Below are 19447 nucleotides of genomic sequence, written 5' to 3' on the forward strand. Positions count from 1 at the left end.
AAGATGTAAATTTGATCGGCTGAATTGTTCGCAGGGAATAAAGCATGAGCTATCCCATCCGGAGGGTCACCGACCTGGCCCTGGACCAGGCAACGGTCACCGCGCTTCGGGCCGCGCTGAAGACCACCGCCGACGAGGTCGTCCAGGCGATCATCGACGAGGTCCCTCCCTACGCCAACGCTCTCGCGGGCCGCATGGGCGTCACCATCCGCCGAGCCGTCCGCACCGCCCTGGGGCACTATCTGGACCTCGCGAGCGGGAACGCCACAGGCGGCGACGCCGGTGACGCGGCCTACGAGCTGGGCCGCGGCGAGGTGCGCGACGGACGTTCGATGGACGCCCTGCTCAGCGCCTACCGCGTCGGCGCCCGTGTGGCCTGGCGATGCCTGGCGGCGGGTGCCGTACCCGCGGGGCTGCCCGCCGCCGAGGTCGCCAAGTTCGCCGAGCTGACCTTCGCCTACATCGACGAGCTCTCCGCGGCGAGCGCCGCGGGTCACGCCGACGAACTGGCCGCCCGGGGCAGGGCCCACGAGCGTCACCTGGAACACCTGGCCCGCGACCTCCTCGCCGGCGCGAGCCCGGACGTGCTGCTGGCCTCCGTTCAACGGGCCGGGTGGCAGCCTCCGGTTTCGCTGACCGCCGTCTTGCTGCCTGCCGCCCAGGCCCGGCCCGCCTACCGCACGCTCGACCCGAACACCCTCGTCCTCGACGATCTGCCGGACGCCTCCGGTGTGCTACTCGTCCCCGATGCCGACCGGCCACATCTCCTGCGGCAGCTCACCGACCGCACCGCCGTGGTCGGCCCGGCCCGGCCATGGATCCGTGCATCGGCCTCGTACGAACGAGCCGCACGCGCGCGCTCCCTCTCCTCCGACATCCGCGACACCGAGGACCACCTGCCCGAGCTGGTGCTGAGCGCTGACGTGGACGCGTTCGCGGATCTGCGGGCCCGAGCCCTCGCGTCGTTGCGGACCTTGCCTGTCGCGACCGCACGGCGACTGGAGGAGACGTTGCGGGCGTGGCTGCTCTACCAGGGCAGGCGGGACGAGGTGGCGGCGGCGTTGTTCGTCCATCCCCAGACCGTCCGGTACCGGATGTCGCAGCTGCGGGAGCTGTTTCCGGATCTCGCATCGCCACAGCGGGTCCTTGAACTGACGCTGGCGGTCGGTCTTCGGGTCAGCTGACGCGTACTTCGCCCGTCCACGACCGAGTCCGCGAGCGGTCCACTACGGCCCGTGTATGCAATCGACGCTGAGAATTTGGTGCCGTTCTTGTGAACCTGCACGAGGTGTAGGGTCCCGTCCGGCGCCGGTCAGGTCCGTTCTCTCCTGCCAGGTGGCGGACACCCAGTGGCCGGGATGCGTCCTCCGGCTGATAGTGATGTCGTGGTGCATCGAGTGACCTCCCCCACGGTCAGGGCACGCCGGCGGTATGCCCGCCGCGGACGTCCGCCGGCCAACGCATCACCGGGGGCGGCGCGGCGGCCACCTGGTCTCGGCGAATCCTTGGCGCCCTGGGCAACGGCATTGACGGCCATCGCCGCAGCGATCGGCCTGTTCTTCAGCGCCACGGTGGCGTCGTCGAGCGTCGACGCGACACGCAGGCAGTTGGACCAGGACGAGCGGCAACAGGCTGGGAGGGTCGGCTACTGGACCGAGTCGGCCGGCGAGCTTGCCGAGACGGTCATCATCGTGAACCGCTCGCTGGATCCGGTGACCAACGTCGAGCTGTGGTGGTACGCGCCGGACGCGAACATCGACCCTGCCAAGCATGAATGGGTCTTCATGGCCTTCGAGACCATCCCACCCTGCACCCGAATGGTCTTCGATCACCGAGCCCTCGACGAATTCCTTCTGAGCCACTTCGGGATCGAGCAGGGCGGGGCCCCGGTCCGGGCGATCCAGTTCATCGACAGCGACGGGCGGCAGTGGTTGCGCGACCCGACGGCGCTCCGTGCGGCCGAATACGAAAGGGAGGATGGCGAGGACGTCGGCGATGCGCCTGCTCGCCAGGAGCCCGCCGAGCACTGCGACAAGTGAGCACCCCACGGCGGTTGCGGGCGATGCGTCGGTCGGGCGCGACGCGCTTCCCTCGCAGAGCTCTACGGTGAGGGCGAGAGGCGAAGGCTGCTGACGTGCCCGTCTCAGCCACGTGGCCGAGTGGCCACGCAATGGCCAACCGGCCTGAGATTTGGCGACGAAATCCGCGACCTTACCCGAGGGCTGTGGGGCCTCGCCGCTCGTGGCACTGGGCGGGGTCGCTGACCGGCGGTTCTTCCGCCGTCTCGGGTGGACGGCACGCTGTTCCGTCTCACGGAGGTGGCATTTCCTCGCGGATTCTGCCGATCGGTCGGGACGGACGAACCGGTGATCCGACGTTTCGCTGACCGATGACGCGTTCGGTGCCGAGGCTGTCCCGTAATCCAACAGCGGTATTCGTCCGGGCTCTTCCCGTGGCGTGTAGTCGGGTCATGCCTGGTCGGTCCATGCCGGTGTGTGGGGAGGCCGCTTCGGTGGGCGCTCTCCCCAGCTGTGTTTCACACGGTGAGGTGCTGCTTTGCGTCGGAGCCGGTGGTGGGCTCGGTGGTGATGCCGTGCTGTTCGTCTTCGGGGCGGCCCCTCTTGGGCAGCAGGAAGGTGATTGCGAAGAAGACCACCAGCAAGCATGCCTGGACGATCAGCGCGCGGTGGAAGCCGCCGGTGAAATCACCGGTCTTGGCCTGGGCGAAGAACACCGACCCGAAGACCGCGACGCCGATGGAGCCGCCGACCGCCTGGACCGCCGACAGGACACCGGAGGCGGATCCGATCTCGTCGTCGTCGACCGCGGCCAGGATGAAGCTGAACAGGGCGGCGATCACCATGCCGGCGCCGATGCCCGCCACTGCCACGCCGGGAGCGATGTCCCAGATCGAGAACGAGGCGGCGTCGAGGCCGTCGAGCTCGAACCACAGCACGGCCGCGCCGGCCAGCTGGACCAGCGGTCCGATCTGGAGCACCTTGCGGCCGATCTTGTCGGCGAGGAACGCACCGCTGATGGCGCCGCCGATCGCGGTTCCCACCGCGAGGGGCAGGTTGCCAAGGCCCGCGTCGCCGGCGGTGAAGTGGTGGCCGATCTGGAGGAACAGGGTCAGTACGAGCTGGGTGCCGATGAGCCCGCCGAAGAACAGAGCGATGCCTCCGAGGCCGACGGTGAAGGCCGGCTTGCGCAGCAGGCCCGGGGTGACCAGCGGCTCGCGGCCCGCGGCGGCCGTGCGGCGCTGCTGGAGGGCGAAGAGGGCGAAACCGATCACGGAGAGGGCCATGGACAGCCACGTCCACAGCGGCCAGCCGTTCTCCTGCCCCTGGTTGAGCGGCAGCACCAGCAGGGCGCAGGACGCCACGACCAGGGCGGCGCCGGTCATGTCGACCCGGACCGTGCGGTCGCCCGCCTTCCTGGGCACGAACTTCGCGGCGACGATCAGTGCCGCGATGCCGATGGGCAGGTTGATCAGGAACACTGACCGCCAGCCCAGGCCGAAGAAGTCGCCCTCGATGAGGAAGCCGCCCAGGACCGGGCCGATGATGCCGCCCAAGCCGAGAACGGGTCCGAAGATCGCGAAGACCTTGGTGAGCTCGGGGCCGGAGAAGTTCTCCCGCAGCAGGCCCAGCCCCTGGGGCAGCAGCATCGCTCCGGCGGTGCCCTGCAGCAGACGGAAGGTGATCAGCGACTCGATGCTCGGCGCGACCGCGCACAGAAGCGAGGCCGCGGTGAACGCCGCGAGTCCGATCAGGAACATCCGGCGTCGGCCGTAGCAGTCTCCGAGCCGGCCGCCGAGCACGAGACCGGCGCCCAGGGTGAGGGCGTAGCCGCCGATCACCCACTGCAGCCCGACGGAACCGGCACCGAGGGACTTCTCCAGGTCCGGCCCGGCGACGTTGACGATCGAGGCGTCCAGGAGATCCATGATCTCCGCGAGGATCATCACCGCCAGGATCAGCCACCGCCACCGGTAGGGCTCGGTCGTCTGCTCGGGGGTGGGGGACGGGTCACGCATTCCAGATACCTCCATGGTGAAGTAATTCCATGGTGAAGGTAAAGTGGTGGCGGTAGGTTGTCAACGCGGAGTGGCCGTGCGGCAGGAGCGGAGGGCGGAGGCGTGGAGGAAGCGGTGCGCGACGGTGTCGCGGAGCAGCGTGAGCGGTTGATGGAGTTGCTGAGGATCTACGGCGGCCACTACGCCGAGCTCAGCCGGCGCTTCGCCGCCTGGCTGGGCCTGCACGCCACCGACGCAACCGCGGTCCTGGAGATCGCCGCTGCCGAGGAGCGCGGCGCCCCGCTGTCGCCGGCGCGGCTGAGCGAGCGGATCTCCCTGTCCACCGGCGCCACCACCGCGCTGCTGAACCGTCTCGAAGCGGCCGGGCACATCACCCGCACCCGCGAGCACTCCGACCGGCGCATCGTCACGCTGCGCAGCGGAGCACATGTCCGGGAGCGGGCGGACGAATTCTTCGGCCCGCTCGCCGGCCGTCTCGACGCCTCGATGGCCCCCTATCCGCCCCAGTTTCTGGAGCGGTTCGAGCAGTTCATGGCCGATCTGAACGCCACCATGGACGCCCACCTCGCCGAGCGGAGCCGGTGACACCGTGCCCCTCCGGCGTCCTTGAGGACCGCCGAAGCCGGAGGGCGCCACAGGTGGCCGTCAGTGCGAGATTGCGGAGGGTCTCACCGTCGGTGGATCTCGTCCGGAAGGAGCTTCGGAGAGCCGGGGTCGGATTCCGCCATGGTCGTCCGTCTGCCTGTGCGGGGCTACCGCCACTTCATGGCCGGCGAGATGTCACCGTGGCTTCACGTGACCCCGCGTCGGTCATCTCGCCCGCGGCCGCCGGCCGGACGGGTGTTCCCGTCGCAGATCAGGCGCCGGAGACGGTGCTGCGCGGCCATCATCACCCCACCGCAAAGTGGTTGACCAGCAAGATGCCGTGCTCGACCTGCGGATCTCCGATGGATGGCACACGTGCCAACCTGGTGCCATCGCGGCTGAGACCGTGCCGCGGAATCTTGGACCCTACAACAAGGGCCCACTCCGAGAGTTCGCCTCAGGCGGACAGGAAGAAGCGGGGAAGGACTGGTGGACAGGCGAGAAGGATGTCAACGTTGGCCCCTTCCCGAAAAGCTCCAGGTCAGAGACGTGAATGCCCACGACCGTCGATGCTGCGAGGCCAGGTTTCTCCACCACTGTCGCCGACCTGAGGCTGCGGACGTGGCTGCTCGGCCCAGGGCAGCCGGTGGACGTCATCGACCTCTTCACCGACGCCGACTTCAAGGTCGTCGTCGACGACCGCGCCGATGTCCCTTTCAACTTCCGTGACGGTCGGCTCTACCTCGGCTGGTTTCCCGACGGCCGGCCCGGCACCGACGGAGAGGGCCGGAAGCTCGCCGTCACCGGCACGCGGATGCGCCCGGCTACTGGGTCTCCTTCCGTAAGGAGACCCCGCCAACCGTTGTCGCCGCCGCCGTCGGCAGCGTGCCGGCCACGTCCGTACCCGCTGCTCCCCGCTGACCAGGGGTCCCGCACGGTTCTCTAGGAGCTGCTGTTGTCCTTCACCCTTACCGCTCGTGATCTCATCGACCGGCTGTCCGCGGTCGACCCCGACACCCCGGCGTGCCTCGCCGTCACCCCTTCTTCCCGCTTCGGCATGGCATCGCCGACGTGATCGCCGTGAAGGACGCGCTCGGCCGTACAACGGTCTACGTGACGGAGAACGCCGAACAGCAGGGCCCCGTCCCGCCAGAGACCACCGCCCTGGAGCGGTTCGCCGAGTTCGCCACTTCCCGAACGAGCAGGCCGCGTCGAAGTGCGTCTACATGGCGATCACGTCCCTGGACCCCACGGGCACGGGCCAGGCATGCTGCACCAAGCGCTGGAAGACCGCGCTGCACGCCTTCGACGGCCGCCCCTCCGCAGCCCGTCGGTAACCCCAACGACCCTCGTTGCACCGTTGGATTGACAGACCCGGCTGTCAGACGATGCTGAAGGAGTCGGTGACGCCGAACACTTCGGTGGTGTCCCTGTTGCAGCCGCTGCCGACCGGGTCGAACAGGGTGCTGCGGGTGACCGCCTTGCCGAGGCCGCTGCCGTCGGTGACGGTGCCCTTGCTCTGCATCCGGTAGCGAATCAGGTTGCCGCCGGCCTCGTGGGTCATCACTACCTGGTCGTACTTAACGGTGGTGGTGTCGCCCGTGTTCCAGGTGTAGGTGACCGTTTCGGTGCTGAACACCGGGAAGGGCTCCTCACAGGTGGAGTCCCAGATCACGGGGGCGTTCTGATTGAGGGTACTGCTGGCGCTGCCCGAGCAGGAGCGATAGCTGGTGCGGTGGGTCGCCGAAATGGTTCGGCCGGCAGTGCTGGGGGCGGGCTGGAAGAGCCAACTCTCGGTCTGCTGTACACCGCCGAGCGTGGTGAAGCAACGGACAGTGAAGTTCGGATTCGGCGCGGCGGCGGTCACGACCGTCGGTCGGTCGGCGCCGGCCGCGGAGACAGTGGGCAAAAGAGCGGTGGAGACTGCGGCGAGAGCGGTGAGTGCGGTGCTGATCCGAAGCATCGGATTACTCCGTTCGTGAGGGGATCCCCCTACACTTCCTCTTCGGGTTCACATGCACTCTCCATGAGCACCTTTACCTGAACAGGCGACATCACCCAGGACCTAGTGACCTGAGTGAGGCGTTTTTCATCCTGAATAACTGCAGGTCAGCAGGGTGTGGACGGCTTGGGCGATGGTGCCGATGCGGCGGGTGGAGCATCTGGCCCGCCGGAGCGGCCGCCAGGACTTCAGCAGGGCGAAGGCGCGTTCGCCCGGGGCTCTCAGCCGGGCATGGTCGCGGTTGAACTGCCGTCCGGCCGCGCGATGGCCTGGACGTTCATGCCACGCGAGGACGTTCAGCGTCTCGTCGACGTAGCGCCAGGCCGTCGTGGTCGAGACGCCGAACCCGGCCGCGAGCCAGGATTCCTCTGACCATCTGGCTGTACGGAGAGTCAGGTGCCCCGAAAGGTCCTACCCGCCACCTACCGGGCCACCGCCGACCTCGTCTCCCACCGCACCGCAACACGTGACCACGCGCCAGCTCGTAAGGGCTCGGTGGTACGCATGGGTAAGTGTGAGCTCCCCGTTCTGTCGACACGCTCACTTATGTCGCATAGTGGGCAAATCTGGGCATAAGTCGCTAAGTTTCATGCTTGGTGAACTTCTTTCCCCTGGAGACCGTTCATGCGTCCGCAACGCCGTCAGCTCGCTCTGGGTGCCGCTGTTTTCGTCCTCGCCGGACTGGCCGCGCCTGGAGTGAGGGCCGATGTTCCGACACCCGCCGCCGATGCGTCGGTGGTCACCGTGAAGACCGGAGGGGACCGAACAGGGGACACAGGGGTCACCCCTCTCCCCGGAGTGCGGCTGGCCCTCTTCGCGGACGAGGCCGATACCGACCCGGTCGCAGGCGCCTGGGCGCGGTGCACTTCCGATGCGGACGGAGACTGCAGCTTCACCGTGCCGGACACGGAGAGCGGCGGGACCAACGCCGGGGCGCGTTTCTGGGTGCGGCAGGTGTCGGGAGGGGTGCCCGCGGGCTGGTTCGTCAACCCGTCGCTGCGTACAGGCAAGGGCAGCGGCTCGGGTTCGGTGGAGTCCGCGTACCAGTTCCGTCTCCCCGCGCTTGAGGGCGGGGAGACGTATTCCTCCCTCACCGACTTCATGCACAGCACGGACTGGGCGGCGGTGCCGTACGTGGCTTCCGGCGGGATCTGGCAGCAGTCGCGGGTGAACCCGCCGCTTCCCTCAGCCTGCGGTCTGGACGTGGCCGTGGTCCTCGACCTGTCGGCGTCTGTCGGCGGAGCCCTGCCGGACCTCAAAGCGGCGACCGACAGGCTGACGGACACCTTGACCGGGACGCCTTCCCGCCTCGCGCTGTTCTCCTTCGACCGGAACTCGCCCAGCACGGGCACCGCCAACCATCCCGCCCTCATGCCGGTCTCGACGAAGGACGGCGCGCAGGCGTTCAAGGACATGTACCAGGGGTGGACCCTCGGTTCCGGGACGAACTGGGACCAGGGGCTGAACGCGGTCGCGCGGTCGGCTCCGGAGTACGACCTGGTGATCGTCCTCACGGACGGCAACCCGACGCGCTTCGCCAAGCCGTACACGGGCGACGGCACCAACACCCACTTCGCGGACGTCGAGGGCGGGATCTTCTCCGCCAACGCGGTGAAGGCGAAGGGATCCAGGATCGTCGCCGTCGGCGTGGGCAAGGGCATTGAAGGGATCTCGGGGATCAACCTGAAAGCGATCTCGGGCGAGGATGCCTTCGATCCGGCGGACCCCGCGCCGCAGACCGCCGACTACTACCAGACGACCGACTTCGCCGCGGCGGGCGAGGCTCTGAGGAATATGGCTTTGGCGCAGTGCGAGGGCACACTGTCCGTCATCAAGCAGATCGTGCCTGAGGACACGGAAGGCGAGGACGTCACGGGGGCCGAACCGGCCGGTGCCGGCTGGCAGTTCGACGCGTCGACCACCACGGCCGGGGTCGGCGGGCTGCCGGCCGGAGAGACCACGGTGGACGACGGAACGGGCGGCGTCGTCTTCAGGCCGACCTACCCGGCCGGGACCACGGACGCCGACGTCACCGTTGCCGAGGCTCAACAGCCGGGCTACGAGCTGGTCACGCAAGGCGCGAAGAACGCGGTCTGCACCAACCTCGACGACGGCGAGCCGGTGGAAGTCACGAACGTGGGGACGTCCTCCGCCCCCGCCTTCACGGTGGACGTGCCGCGCCTGGCCGCAGTGAGCTGCGTCGTCCACAACCGCCCGGCTCCGACGGAGCCGACCCCGACGGAACCCACTCCGACCCCCACGGAACCGACCCCCACGCCGACGGAGCCCACGCCGACTCCCACCGAGCCCACCCCCACGCCGACCTCGTCGGAGCCGACGCCCGGACCGACGTACCCGCCGAACCCGCCGAACCCGCCCGGTGGTTACGGAGACGAGCTGGCGGAGGCCGGTAGCGCCCGCACCCAGTCACTCGGCCTCGTCGCTCTGTTCCTCGTCACCGGAGGTCTGTTGTCCATGGCATGGAAGCAGCGTCGACGCGGCAAGTCGGCACACTGAGCAAGACGTTCGACGGTCTTGGCGTCTCACCCGGTCCTGTGCCCTTAAGGGACCAGGTCGGGCAGGCCCGCAGAGGCGAGGACGCCGGCCCGGTCGATGGCGACGCGGCCTTCCTTGAGGACGGCGTGCAGGTGGGTGGGGTCGGCGAGGGAGTCGATGTCGTCCAGGGGGTCGGTGCCGCAGACGACGAGGTCGGCGGCCTTGCCCGCGACCAGACTGCCGGTGGCGTCACCCACGCCGCACAGCTCGGCGGCATCGGAGGTGGCCGCTCGGATGGCCTGGAGCGGCGTCATGCCGCCGACGCGGACGAGGAGTCCCAGCTCCTTGAGGTTCTGCCCGTGGGGGGCGATCAGGCCCGCGTCGGTTCCCATCGCGACACGGATTCCGGCTGCCACGGAGCGGGCCACGGACTCCTGGGCGACACGGTGCCAGTGCACGGCCTTGGCGTGTACGGCCGCCGGCACGGTGGAAGGGTCGGGGTCGGACACGGTCTCCAGGAGGGTGGGCACGAGGAACTGGCCGCGTTCGGCCATCTCCGCCCGCAGTTCGTCGGTGAGAGCGTAACCGTGCTCGATGCTGCGGACCCCGGAGCGGACGGCCGCGGCGATTCCGGCCTCCCCGATCGCGTGCACCGCGACGGGAAGGCCGCCGTAGGACTCGGCCTCCTCCACGGCCGCGCGGATCATCTCCGCACGCAGCCCCAGCCATTCGGGCTGGTCGTGCGGGGAGGTGACCCCTCCGCTGGCGGCGAGTTTGACGCAGTCGGCGCCGGCGGCGACGAGTTCGCGCACGCGGGTGCGGATCTCGTCGACGGTGTCCACGATGCCGGAAGGGCTTCCAGGAAGAGCGACGGCGGTGGCGAGGGCGTCGATACCACTCGGGAGGCGGAAGTCGGCGTGCCCCGCGGTCTGGCTCAGCATGCTCACAGCGACAAGGAGCCGCGGCCCCGCGATGCGACGTTCGGCAACCGCCCGTCGGAAGCCGGCGTCGAGGCCCATGAGGTCGCGTGCCGTGGTCACTCCGTTGTGCAGGGTGGCGCGGAGCCGTTCGATCACCTTCAGCGTCCGGTAGCTGACGGGTTCGCCCGCACCTGCCAGCGGGCTCTCCACTGGCCCCGGCAGGGCGAAGTGCACGTGCGCGTCGATGAACCCCGGGCAGACGGTCCGCCCTCCGAGGTCCACTCGGGTCGCGCGGCGCAGGCCCGGATCGTCGGGCGCCGCGTGGGCGGGGCCGCACCAGCGGATGTGGGCGCCTTCGATCACGAGGATCCCGTCGGCGATCGGCGGGGCGCCCGTGCCGTCGACGATCCGGGCGTTGTGCAGCACGACGGGGAGGGAGGACACGGCAATCCTTCGGGGACCGGGGCGACGATGAGGCGATCGTGCCACGGCGGTCCCCCGGTCTCGGGGACCTCGCCGTCGTGCCGCCCAGCGGACCGGGAAGCCTGTGCGTCGTGCGGGCAGGGTGCGCACGGGGGTACCGCCGTTGCCTCGGGTCCGGGGGGGGGGGGGCTGGCATTCGGATTTCAGCGGTTCACCCCGCCAGGGAGAAGAGGTTCTCCTCTTGATGGGCGAAGTGCAGGCGCAGGACTGCGGCCAGGCCGTACAGGCAGGCTCGGAGGTCGTCCGCCTGGTCGTCGCGGAAACCGTCGCCGTGGCGGTCGGCGAGGTGGAGGTGGGTCTCGATACGGGTGGCGAGGCCGTGGATCTCGGCATGGGACCGGCTCATGGTGGCGGTGGTGTCGCCGCCTCCGAGGACGTCGGCGAGCGCGGGGTAGAGGAAGCGCTCCTCGGCTCGCTCGTGCGGCAGGAGACGTTCCCACAGGAGCCGGTCGACGCGGCGGACGGCGTCACGGGCCTCAGGGCCGGTGGTACGGCAGAGCAGGTCGGCGGCGTCCTGGACGGCCTCGGCGACGTCTCGCAGGTCGTCGTGGTCGGCGGCGAAGTCGCGCAGCAGTTCGCCGGTTTCGGTGTCGAGTGGCCGGGGCTCGCCGGGCCCGGGGCGCAGGACGCGCAAGGCGTTGAGGATCACTGCGATGTCGATGGCCTGCTGGAGCAGGGCTCCGGCAGCGGGCTGAAGAAGTCCCGCGGCTGCGGCGCACATCGCGGCGAGGGACAGGACCATGCCGCCGAGGGCACTTTGGACGGCGATGCGACGGGCCCGGACGGCGATGGCGGTGGCGTCCGCCAGCCGGTCTATACGGTCGGCGGTCAGCACGATGTCGGCCGCCTCGGAGGACGCGCTCGCACCCCGGGCGCCCATGGCGACGCCGACGTCGGCGGCGGCGAGGGCGGGCGCGTCGTTGACGCCGTCGCCGACCATGACGGTCACGGCCGACCGCTTCTCGGACCGGACCGCCTCGACCTTGTCCCGCGGGGACTGGTGGGCCCGCACCTCGTCGAGCCCCACGAGGGCCCCGATCTCCTGGGCGGGCTCCACGCGGTCTCCGGTGAGCATCATCAGGCGCTCCACGCCGGCCGCCCGCAGCCGGCGGACCATCCGGGGAGCGTCGGGGCGCAATGGGTCTTTGAGCAGAATGACTCCGGCGAGCGTTTCGTCGATGGTCACCCAGGCGAGTGCCGCGCCTTCCAGCGCGGCGTGGCTCTCGGCCCGGCGGGCCCAGTCCGGCAGCGGCTCGATGTCGGTGCGGCCCACCTGGACGGCGTGTCCGTCGAGCATCCCGCAGACGCCCCGTCCGGGCTCCTCCGCTACGGATTCGGCGGCGGTCAGTTCCAGCCGACGGGAGCGGGCCTCCGCGACGACCGCCTCGGCGAGGATGTGAGGGGAGTACTGCTCCACCGAGGCGGCGGTACGCAGAAGTTCGGAGGACGACAGCCCGGGGGCGGTGGTCACCTGGACGACGCGGGGGCGTCCGGCCGTGAGGGTTCCGGTCTTGTCGAGGAGGACGGTGCGGGCCTGGCCCAGCGATTCCAGGGCGGATCCGTCACGGACGATCACGCCGCGGCGGGCTGAGCGGGCGATGCCCGACAGGATGGCGATGGGTGCGGCCAGCAGCAGGGGGCAGGGGGTTGCCACGACGAGGACGGCGACGGCCCGTACCGCCGAGCCGCTGATGAGCCATGCCAGACCGGCCACCAGGAGCGTCAGGGGAAGGAACCAGGCCGCGTAGCGGTCCGCCAGCCGGACCACGGGCGCGCTCTCGGCAGCGGCCTGGCGGGTCAGTTCGATGATCCCCGCGTAGCTGCTTTCCGCCTCGGTCGCCGTCGCACGGAGCTCGAAGGACCCGCCGGCGTTGAGGGCGCCGCTGCGTACCGCGTCGTGCGGACCGAGTTCGGTCGGGTGCGTCTCGCCGGTGAGGACGGACTCGTCCAGGACCGCGTGCCGGGACAGCAATCGGCCGTCCGCGGGCACCACTTCGCCCGGTCCGACCACGAGGACGTCGTCGACGGCGATCTCGGCCAGGGCCACGGTGTCGATGTGGCCGCCCTCCCGCCGTCGGGCGGTGCGCGGGGCCCGGGCGACGAGTGCGCGGACATCGCGGGTCGCCCGGTGCACGGCGGCGGCGTCCAGGTAGTGGCCGACGGAGACCATCAGGGCGATCAGCGCTCCGGCGAGGTACTCGCCGGTGGCGAGCGTGCCCGCCAGGGCCAGCACCGCGATCAGGTCCACTCCGGTTCGGCCGCGCCGTAGCGCGGCGATGACCCACGCCAGAGTCGGCACGAGCGCGATGACCGTGGTGCCGATCCAGGCGGCCGAGGCCAGCTCCTCGGCCCCCGCGAGACGGGCGGTCGCGCCTATGGCGGTGGTGAGCAGTGTGGCGGAGAGGAGCGCGCGGTGGCCCTGGTGCGAACGGGACGTGGGCTCCCGTGCATCTGCCGGGTGCGGGAACGGAGTCATGAGGGACCCTTCTGTCGAAGCGGGATCCCGTCCATGGGACTACAGCCGGTGTGACCGGGACCACGGACGTCAGGACGGCGTCCGTAGGACGCACGTCCTCACCGGCGGGGAGGATGGGCCCCGTTTCGGCGCACCGGGGTCGGCTTCGGTCCGTGGGGCCGCGGTGCCGGTCAGTGCGCAGCCGAGGGCCTGGTGAGGCCGGCGGTGAGGAAGGCGACCACGGTGGGGGTTGCGGGGAAGAACGGTTCGGGCGTGGCCCCGGTGTCGGGGGCCAGGGGCGGCCGTAGATCGTCAGCAGGGTGGTGAAGGTGAGGCGCCGGCGATCGGCGATCTCCCGGACGGCGAGGTCGGGCAGGGCGCGGCCGAGGACGACCTCGAAAGGTGCTGTACCGGACCACGGTGACCCGGTGAGCGGACGGTCGGCGGCCGGCAGGGTCTGGGCGAGCAGGCGGCACAGCATGCGGCCACGGTCGGTGCGGACGAGTTCGTCGAACGGTTCGACGACGGCCGTGACCAGTGTGTGTACCTGTTCGAGCGGTGTGCTCCCTCACCCGGTTCGAGCGGTGTGCTCCCTCACCCGGCGCGCCAAAGTCGCCCGGGACGTCTGCCGGGCCGTTCGCGACGAGGTCGGCGACCGGATCGCGGTGACCGCGAAGTTCGACATGGACGACGGCGTCGCCGGCGGCTTCTGGCTCGACGAGAGCCTCCAGCTCGCCTCAGGGCTCCAGGCCGACGGCACCGTCGACGCGCTGGAACTCACCGCCGGCAGCTCGCTGCTCCATCCGATGTACCTCTTCCGAGGCGAAGCACCCGGGTCCAGGGCCCCGTCCGTTCCGGGAGTCAGCGGCGCACGGCGAGCACCGCGGTGGTGTCGTCGGCGGGGCCGCCGGAGGCGTAGCGGGCGAGGTCGTCGCTCAGCAGCGGGAGGATCTCGCCCGCGGGGTACCCGGCCCAGGACCTCGCACGGTCCTCAAGGGGATAGAAGTCCCCAGCGGCATCGCGCGTCTCACTGACCCCGTCGGTGAAGAGGAGCAGCCGGTCGGTGGGGGCGAAGGGGATCTCGACGACGTCGAACTCGTCGTTCTCCAGCCCCGGAAGGTTGACGGGGAGCGCCGGGGCAGGAACGGGCACGGTGGTGACGCGGCCCTGCCGCTGCACGATCGGCGCGGGGTGGCCGCAGCTCAGTACGCGGGCGACGGGCCGGTCGCGGGGGATCTCGACGAGCAGGACCGTGGCGAAGCGTTCGGCCGCCTCGGTGTCGGGGCCCAGTTCGCTGTTTCGGCGCATGGTGGTGTCAAGGCGGCGGGCGATCTCCGGCAGGTCCTCGGCCGTGTAGGCGGACTCCTGGAACGAACCGAGCAGGAGCGACGTCGCCTCCACCGCGCCCAGCCCCTTTCCCTGGACGTCTCCCACCATGAGCCGTACCCCGCCGGGGAAGGGCAGCGCCTGGTGGAAGTCGCCGCCGACGCGGGCCCCTCGGGTGGACGCCTCGGACAGCAGGTGCAGGTCGGTCCCGCCGAGCCGGGACGGCAGGGGCCGCTGTACGGCGCGCTGTGTGGTGTCGGCGATGGCTCCCACGTGCCGGAGCTGTCGTTCTCGGTGCTCTCTCAGCGCGCTGGAGCCCGCCGACACCAAGGTCAGCAGAAGCAGGGAGAAGACGGTGGAGACGGGGAAGCCCAGGATCTCGAATCCCGACCGGCCGACGTAGAGGGCGAGTGTCACCGCCGTGGCGATCAGGCCGATCCCCGCTGTTGCGACCGGCCCCCAGGCAACCGCGGCGAGCGCGGGGGCGGCGAAGAGCAGGCGGTCAAGGCGGTGCGCGTCCGTGGTGGCGAGATCGGCCACCACGGAGACGAGGATGACCAGGAAGGGCAGTACGCGGCCGATCAAGGTCACCGTGTCGGCGGTCGAGGGTGTCGGCCAGGTCATCATGCTCCTCTGATCGGCTCTCCGGGCCGCGGCGTACGCGCCTGGGAAGCGGCCCTGCCCTACCTATCGGGCGGGGGCCAGAGCGAGGGAAACGCGTTCCGGCCCGTGCCCCTCCTCAGGGACGGGCCACCGGCGCTACGCCGCTCACCAGGTTCTGCCCCCTGGTGCAGGACCCGCAGGACAAAGGCCGGCCCTGTCGTCACCCTCGGGTCACCGCTCGGCCCGGTCTGAGTCGGCTGTCTCCCCACCCTCCAGGGAGAGCAAGGACGACGCGTATGGATCCGTCACCCATCTGCACGGTACTTTCCTCTGCCCTCCCTCTGGCAGAGGCGTAAGACCCTGTCCTTGGGCGGCCTGCCGTCGCCGGCTCCCGGGCGGCGGTGTTCCTGGGCCGCGGTTGCGGCACTGGTTCGTCATCGCTGTGAACCCGGTCTTCCCTCCGTGCGGGCTTCTTCCGCTCCGAGCGGGGGGAGAGAGAGACGGTCAGGCGAGGGAGAGGAAGAGTTTCTCCAGCTTGTCCTGCGTCATGGGCGGGTTCTCGGAACCGTCAGCGACGCACTGGCGCATCCCGCTCGCCACGATCTTGAACCCGGCCCGGTCCAGGGCCTTGGAGACGGCCGCGAGCTGGGTGACGACGTCCTCGCACTCCCGGCCGGACTCGACCATGGCGATCACCGCGGCCAACTGTCCTTGTGCCCGCTTGAGACGGTTCAGGACGGGCTTCATCGATTCTTCGTTCACCTGCACGGCAATTCTCCTCCTCCCCCCGTCGAGCACGCCTTGGGACGTTTCCTCGCGTTATCTCGGTGCCGCGTCCTGGCGGGCGCGGGGGGCCGGCTGTGGTTGTGTCTTCCTTGACCGCCTCCGGATTCGGGTGGCGACCGCAGTACTTGCGGCGGCGCCGAGGACGGCCCAGGTGGCGGGGTGGGTCCACAGGCCGGTGTCGAGCTGCTGGGCGAGGACGAAGACGCCCATGACGACGACGAACCAGCCGAACGCCTTGCGCAGCGCGTCCTGGGGGATGCGGCCGGCGAGGCGGGCGCCGATCAGGCTGCCGATCACCGCCGCCGCGGTCACGGTCAGGGCGATGCCCCAGTCGATCGTCACGCCGGAGAGGTGTCCGGCGAGTCCTGCGAAGGACTTCATCGCGATGACGAGCAGCGAGGTGCCGACGGCGATGCCCATGGGCAGTCCGCCGAGAATCGCGAGGGCGGGGACGACGAGGAAACCGCCGCCGGAGCCGACCAGGCCCGTCACGGCGCCGACGACCAGGCCTTCGACGGCGATGTGCTTGAGCGGCAGGTCACGGTGTGCGGGCCGGGCCTTCTTCGCCCCGTCGCGCGGCTTGCGGAGCATCGCGTATGCGGTGGCGAGCATCATCAGCGCGAACGCGACCAGCAGGATCGTGCCGGGGATGTACTCGGCGAGGCGGCCGCCGCCGTAGGCGCCGGCCATGCTGAACACGCCGAAGAGCAGTCCGGTCCGCCAGCGGACCCGGTGGGCGCGGGCGTGCGGGATCAGGGCGGCGAGGCTGGTGACGCCGACGACGAACAGCGAGGTGGCGATGGCTTCCTTCGTGTCCTGTCCGACGAGGTAGACCAGGATCGGGACGGTGAGGATGGACCCGCCGCCGCCGAGGATGCCGAGGCTGACGCCGATCAGGAGGGAGACCGCGACGATGAGGGCGGTCATGACGCGCTCCGCAGCTCCGAGACGACGGTGCGGATGTCGGTGCGCGGGCCCCGGTTGTACGGGAGCTTGGACAGCAGCACGCCCATGGCGCAGGAGTTGCTGAGCGCGGCGTAGGTCAGGCCGGCGCCGACGGCGGTGCCGACGAGGTGGACTCCCGGGATCAGCAGGCCGGCCAGGCCGGTGGCCAGGACGATGGAACCCGCGACGAGGCGGACCTGGCGCTCCATGTCCCACCGCTCGGGGCCCCGCTTCACGGACGCGTCGGCCGCCTCCCAGGCGTTCATGCCGCCCTCCAGAACCCGCAGGTTCGGCAGCCCGGCCTGGGCGAGGGCCTGCTCAGCCTCCCGGGCGCGCTGTCCCGAACGGCACACGAGCACGACCTCCTCGTCCAGGTGCGCACGCAGCTCCGCGCGGTGTTCCCGCAGGGTGTTCAAAGGGACGTTGTAGGAGCCGGGGATGTGGACGGTGCGGAACTCGCCGGGCGTGCGCACGTCGAGCAGGCGTGGCGCACGGCCCTCTTGGACGAGGCGGTGCAAGACGGCGGGGGTGATCGACTGGACGGTGCGCTCGGTGCTCATGCAAAACTCCGGAAGGTATGTGCGAGGGGGGTACGCAGGGGGCCGTGGGCCATGGCAGCGACCCAGGCGTCAGAGAAAGAAGGGGCCGTCGTGGGCGGTGCGGTGCGGCCCCGCCCACGACGGGGGAGGGGCGGGGGCAGTGCGGCCCCCGGTTCCTCCACTGGCCGGTGGTGCACGGCGGGAAGCGTCCCGGACCCGTGCCCGACCGGCGATCGGGTGGTCAGACGGCTGCGGTCTCGGCCGCGAGGGCCCAGGCAGCCCAGCCGCCGAGGATGTCGGAGACGTCGCCGAAGCCGCGGTGGCGCAGGAGGCTGGCGGCGATGGAGGAGCGGTGGCCGCCCGCGCAGTGCAGGACCAGGGGCCGATCGCCGGGCAGTTCACCAGCCCGCGACGACAGTTCGCTCAGCGGGATGTGCAGGGCCTCGGGGATGAAGCCGTTGGCCTCGCGCTCGCCGCAGGTGCGCACGTCCACCACCAGCGGCGGGTTCTCCCCGGCCAGGGCGGCCTTCAGGTGCGCGGCGGTGAGACGGCTGGCCGGGGCGACCTCGTCGGCCCTCACCCGCAGGACGTCCTCGGGGTTGCGGACGTAGCCCACGACGTGGTCGAAGCCGATACGGGCGAGGCGGGTGACGACCTCCTCCTCCCGGTTCTGCGGGGCCATGACCACCAGTTCCTCCGCCGGGTCCAGGACGGTGCCGGCCTGTTCGGCGAACCGGCCGTCGGCGGGGACGTTCACCGCGCCGGACAGGTGCCCGGCCGCGAACTCCTGCGGGTCGCGCGCGTCGACGACCACCGCGCCACCGGCCCGCAGGTCGGCGAACTCGGCGAGCGCGAGCGGCCGGGCCGCGACGGTCGCGTCGTACAGCGGGCGGTCCTTGCGGTTGAGGTCGGCGTCGTACGCGAAGTAGCCGGGGGCGGTGGACTGCCCCGCCGTGACGAGGGCGACGAAGGCGTCCCGGTCCATCGGCGCGCAGGCGTAGTTCGTGGTCCGCTGTTCGCCGATGGTGGAGGACTTCTCCGTGGACAGGTTCTTGCCGCAGGCCGAACCCGCGCCGTGGGCGGGGAAGACGCGGACCTCGTCCGCCAGGCCCATCAGCTTGTTCTGCACGCTGTCGTGCAGCATGCCGCCCAGTTCCTCGGCGGTCACGCCCACCGATGCCAGCAGGTCGGGGCGGCCGACGTCGCCGATGAAGAGCGCGTCGCCGGTCAGCACGCCGTACGGGACGGGGTCACCGGCGTGCTCGTACACCAGGACGCTGATCGACTCCGGGGTGTGGCCGGGGGTCTCCATGACCTCCAGCACCACCTCGCCCAGGACGATCCGCTCACCCTCGGCGAGGTGCCGGATCGGGTACTCCGTCTCGGCGCGCGAGCCGTAGCCGATCCACGCGCCCGTCTCGGCGGCCATCTCCAGGTGGCCGGCGACGAAGTCCGCGTGGAAGTGGGTGTTGATCACACCGACCACGGTGAAGCCGTGCGCCCGCGCGTCGGCGAGGTATTCCGAGACGTCCCGGCGCGGGTCGACGACGACCGCCTGGCCGGTCTTCTCGTCGGCGATCATGTACGACGCCTGGGACAGGCAGTCGAGGTAGTACTGGGCGAAGAACACGGCGAACCTTTCGACGGATGGCACGTGCAGGGCGGGGCCCTGCGAAGCGGGAAGTGGTGCGGTGAGGGCGGCCGGCCCTTCAGGCGGCCCGGACGTCCGAGCCGCGCACGACGGGGCGGCCGGCGCGGACCCACCCGGAGGTGCCGCCCGCGACCGAGACCGCGTGGAAACCTGCGGCCTCCAGGTGCTCGGCGGCCCAGGCGCTGCGGTTGCCGCTCGCGCAGATGACGTAGACGGGCCGGTCGGCGGGCAGTGCGGCGAGATGGGCTCCCAGCTCGGAGAGAGGCGCGGTGCGGGCCCCCGGCACGTGGCCCGCCGCGTATTCGTCCGGCTCTCGGACGTCGATGGTGAAGGCGCCCTGAGCCAGCTCGGCCGCGAAGACGTCCAGATCTACTTCACGCATGGAAGATCACCCTTTCGGATACCCCCCGGGGTACTTACGCCGTCGACTGTAGGCAGGGCCGCGAAGGGAAGTCAAATACCCCCCTGGGTATCTCGCGTCACAGGGGGAGGCTCCGCGAGGGGGGATGGTTAAATACCCCCAGGGGTATACTGATCTGCAGATACGGGAACGAACGGATCGCCGCCGGCTCCGACCATGCCCACCCGTCCTGGCGGGCCCACGCCCTCGGCGCGTACCG

At 70.6% G+C, this 19447-nt stretch carries 14 protein-coding genes and 4 pseudogenes; 7 read left to right on the top strand and 11 right to left on the bottom strand.

What is annotated here, in order from left to right:
- Window positions 1–44 precede the first annotated feature (44 nt).
- Both AB0Q96_RS35895 and AB0Q96_RS35900 read left to right on the top strand, forming a co-directional pair.
- Entirely contained in the window at window positions 45–1184 is a 1140-nt protein-coding gene (locus tag AB0Q96_RS35895; protein WP_365332967.1) for a helix-turn-helix domain-containing protein, read from the top strand.
- Window positions 1185–1526: 342 nt separating this feature from the next.
- On the top strand, window positions 1527–2039 hold the full coding sequence (locus AB0Q96_RS35900; protein WP_365332969.1) for a hypothetical protein: 513 nt from the start codon (window positions 1527–1529) through the stop codon (window positions 2037–2039).
- Window positions 2040–2536: 497 nt separating this feature from the next.
- On the opposite strand, the gene AB0Q96_RS35905 is transcribed toward AB0Q96_RS35900, so the two are convergent.
- Complete coding sequence (locus AB0Q96_RS35905) at window positions 2537–4036, bottom strand: MFS transporter (RefSeq protein WP_365332971.1); 1500 nt, start codon at window positions 4034–4036, stop codon at window positions 2537–2539.
- A 102-nt stretch (window positions 4037–4138) separates the two neighbouring features.
- Between AB0Q96_RS35905 and AB0Q96_RS35910 the strand changes: the two genes are divergently transcribed.
- The 3 genes and pseudogenes from AB0Q96_RS35910 to AB0Q96_RS35920 all read left to right on the top strand — a co-directional run.
- Window positions 4139–4621 (top strand): MarR family transcriptional regulator, encoded by a 483-nt coding sequence (locus tag AB0Q96_RS35910; RefSeq protein ID WP_365332974.1) that lies wholly within the window; start codon window positions 4139–4141, stop codon window positions 4619–4621.
- Window positions 4622–5174: 553 nt separating this feature from the next.
- A pseudogene (locus AB0Q96_RS35915) lies at window positions 5175–5542 on the top strand (DUF317 domain-containing protein).
- Window positions 5543–5808: 266 nt separating this feature from the next.
- Window positions 5809–5958 (top strand): annotated as a pseudogene (locus AB0Q96_RS35920) (IS256 family transposase); the annotation flags it as partial.
- A 44-nt stretch (window positions 5959–6002) separates the two neighbouring features.
- Here the strand turns inward: AB0Q96_RS35920 and AB0Q96_RS35925 are convergent.
- Entirely contained in the window at window positions 6003–6584 is a 582-nt protein-coding gene (locus tag AB0Q96_RS35925; protein ID WP_365332976.1) for a hypothetical protein, read from the bottom strand.
- A gap of 126 nt (window positions 6585–6710) precedes the next feature.
- Window positions 6711–6857, bottom strand: a pseudogene (locus AB0Q96_RS35930) (IS5/IS1182 family transposase); the annotation flags it as partial.
- 663 nt (window positions 6858–7520) lie between these two features.
- On the opposite strand from AB0Q96_RS35930, the gene AB0Q96_RS35935 reads away from it, so the two are divergent.
- Window positions 7521–9140, top strand: a complete 1620-nt coding sequence (locus AB0Q96_RS35935) for a vWA domain-containing protein (RefSeq protein ID WP_365332978.1) — start codon at window positions 7521–7523, stop codon at window positions 9138–9140.
- A gap of 44 nt (window positions 9141–9184) precedes the next feature.
- On the opposite strand, the gene AB0Q96_RS35940 is transcribed toward AB0Q96_RS35935, so the two are convergent.
- Both AB0Q96_RS35940 and AB0Q96_RS35945 read right to left on the bottom strand, forming a co-directional pair.
- Window positions 9185–10483 (bottom strand): amidohydrolase family protein, encoded by a 1299-nt coding sequence (locus AB0Q96_RS35940; protein ID WP_365332980.1) that lies wholly within the window; start codon window positions 10481–10483, stop codon window positions 9185–9187.
- Between the two features lie 190 nt (window positions 10484–10673).
- Complete coding sequence (locus tag AB0Q96_RS35945; protein WP_365332982.1) at window positions 10674–12998, bottom strand: heavy metal translocating P-type ATPase; 2325 nt, start codon at window positions 12996–12998, stop codon at window positions 10674–10676.
- A gap of 569 nt (window positions 12999–13567) precedes the next feature.
- On the opposite strand from AB0Q96_RS35945, the pseudogene AB0Q96_RS35950 reads away from it, so the two are divergent.
- Window positions 13568–13810: pseudogene (locus AB0Q96_RS35950) on the top strand (NADH:flavin oxidoreductase); the annotation flags it as partial.
- A 28-nt stretch (window positions 13811–13838) separates the two neighbouring features.
- Here AB0Q96_RS35950 and AB0Q96_RS35955 read toward each other — a convergent pair.
- The 6 genes from AB0Q96_RS35955 to AB0Q96_RS35980 form a co-directional block, all read right to left on the bottom strand.
- Complete coding sequence (locus AB0Q96_RS35955; RefSeq protein WP_365332984.1) at window positions 13839–14927, bottom strand: PP2C family protein-serine/threonine phosphatase; 1089 nt, start codon at window positions 14925–14927, stop codon at window positions 13839–13841.
- A 483-nt stretch (window positions 14928–15410) separates the two neighbouring features.
- Complete coding sequence (locus tag AB0Q96_RS35960; protein ID WP_365332986.1) at window positions 15411–15674, bottom strand: metal-sensitive transcriptional regulator; 264 nt, start codon at window positions 15672–15674, stop codon at window positions 15411–15413.
- A gap of 51 nt (window positions 15675–15725) precedes the next feature.
- Entirely contained in the window at window positions 15726–16619 is an 894-nt protein-coding gene (locus AB0Q96_RS35965) for a sulfite exporter TauE/SafE family protein (RefSeq protein WP_365332988.1), read from the bottom strand.
- Window positions 16616–17197, bottom strand: coding sequence for a rhodanese-like domain-containing protein (locus AB0Q96_RS35970; RefSeq protein ID WP_365332990.1), 582 nt, complete (start codon window positions 17195–17197; stop codon window positions 16616–16618). Before AB0Q96_RS35970 ends, AB0Q96_RS35965 begins: the two co-directional genes overlap by 4 nt.
- 220 nt (window positions 17198–17417) lie before the next feature.
- A complete protein-coding gene (locus AB0Q96_RS35975) occupies window positions 17418–18806 on the bottom strand; it encodes an MBL fold metallo-hydrolase (protein ID WP_365332993.1) in 1389 nt (462 codons plus the stop codon).
- A gap of 79 nt (window positions 18807–18885) precedes the next feature.
- On the bottom strand, window positions 18886–19209 hold the full coding sequence (locus tag AB0Q96_RS35980; protein WP_365332995.1) for a rhodanese-like domain-containing protein: 324 nt from the start codon (window positions 19207–19209) through the stop codon (window positions 18886–18888).
- Window positions 19210–19447: the final 238 nt, after the last annotated feature.

The organism is Streptomyces sp. NPDC093111 (genome assembly GCF_040683955.1).
Taxonomy (GTDB): Bacteria; Actinomycetota; Actinomycetes; order Streptomycetales; family Streptomycetaceae; genus Streptomyces.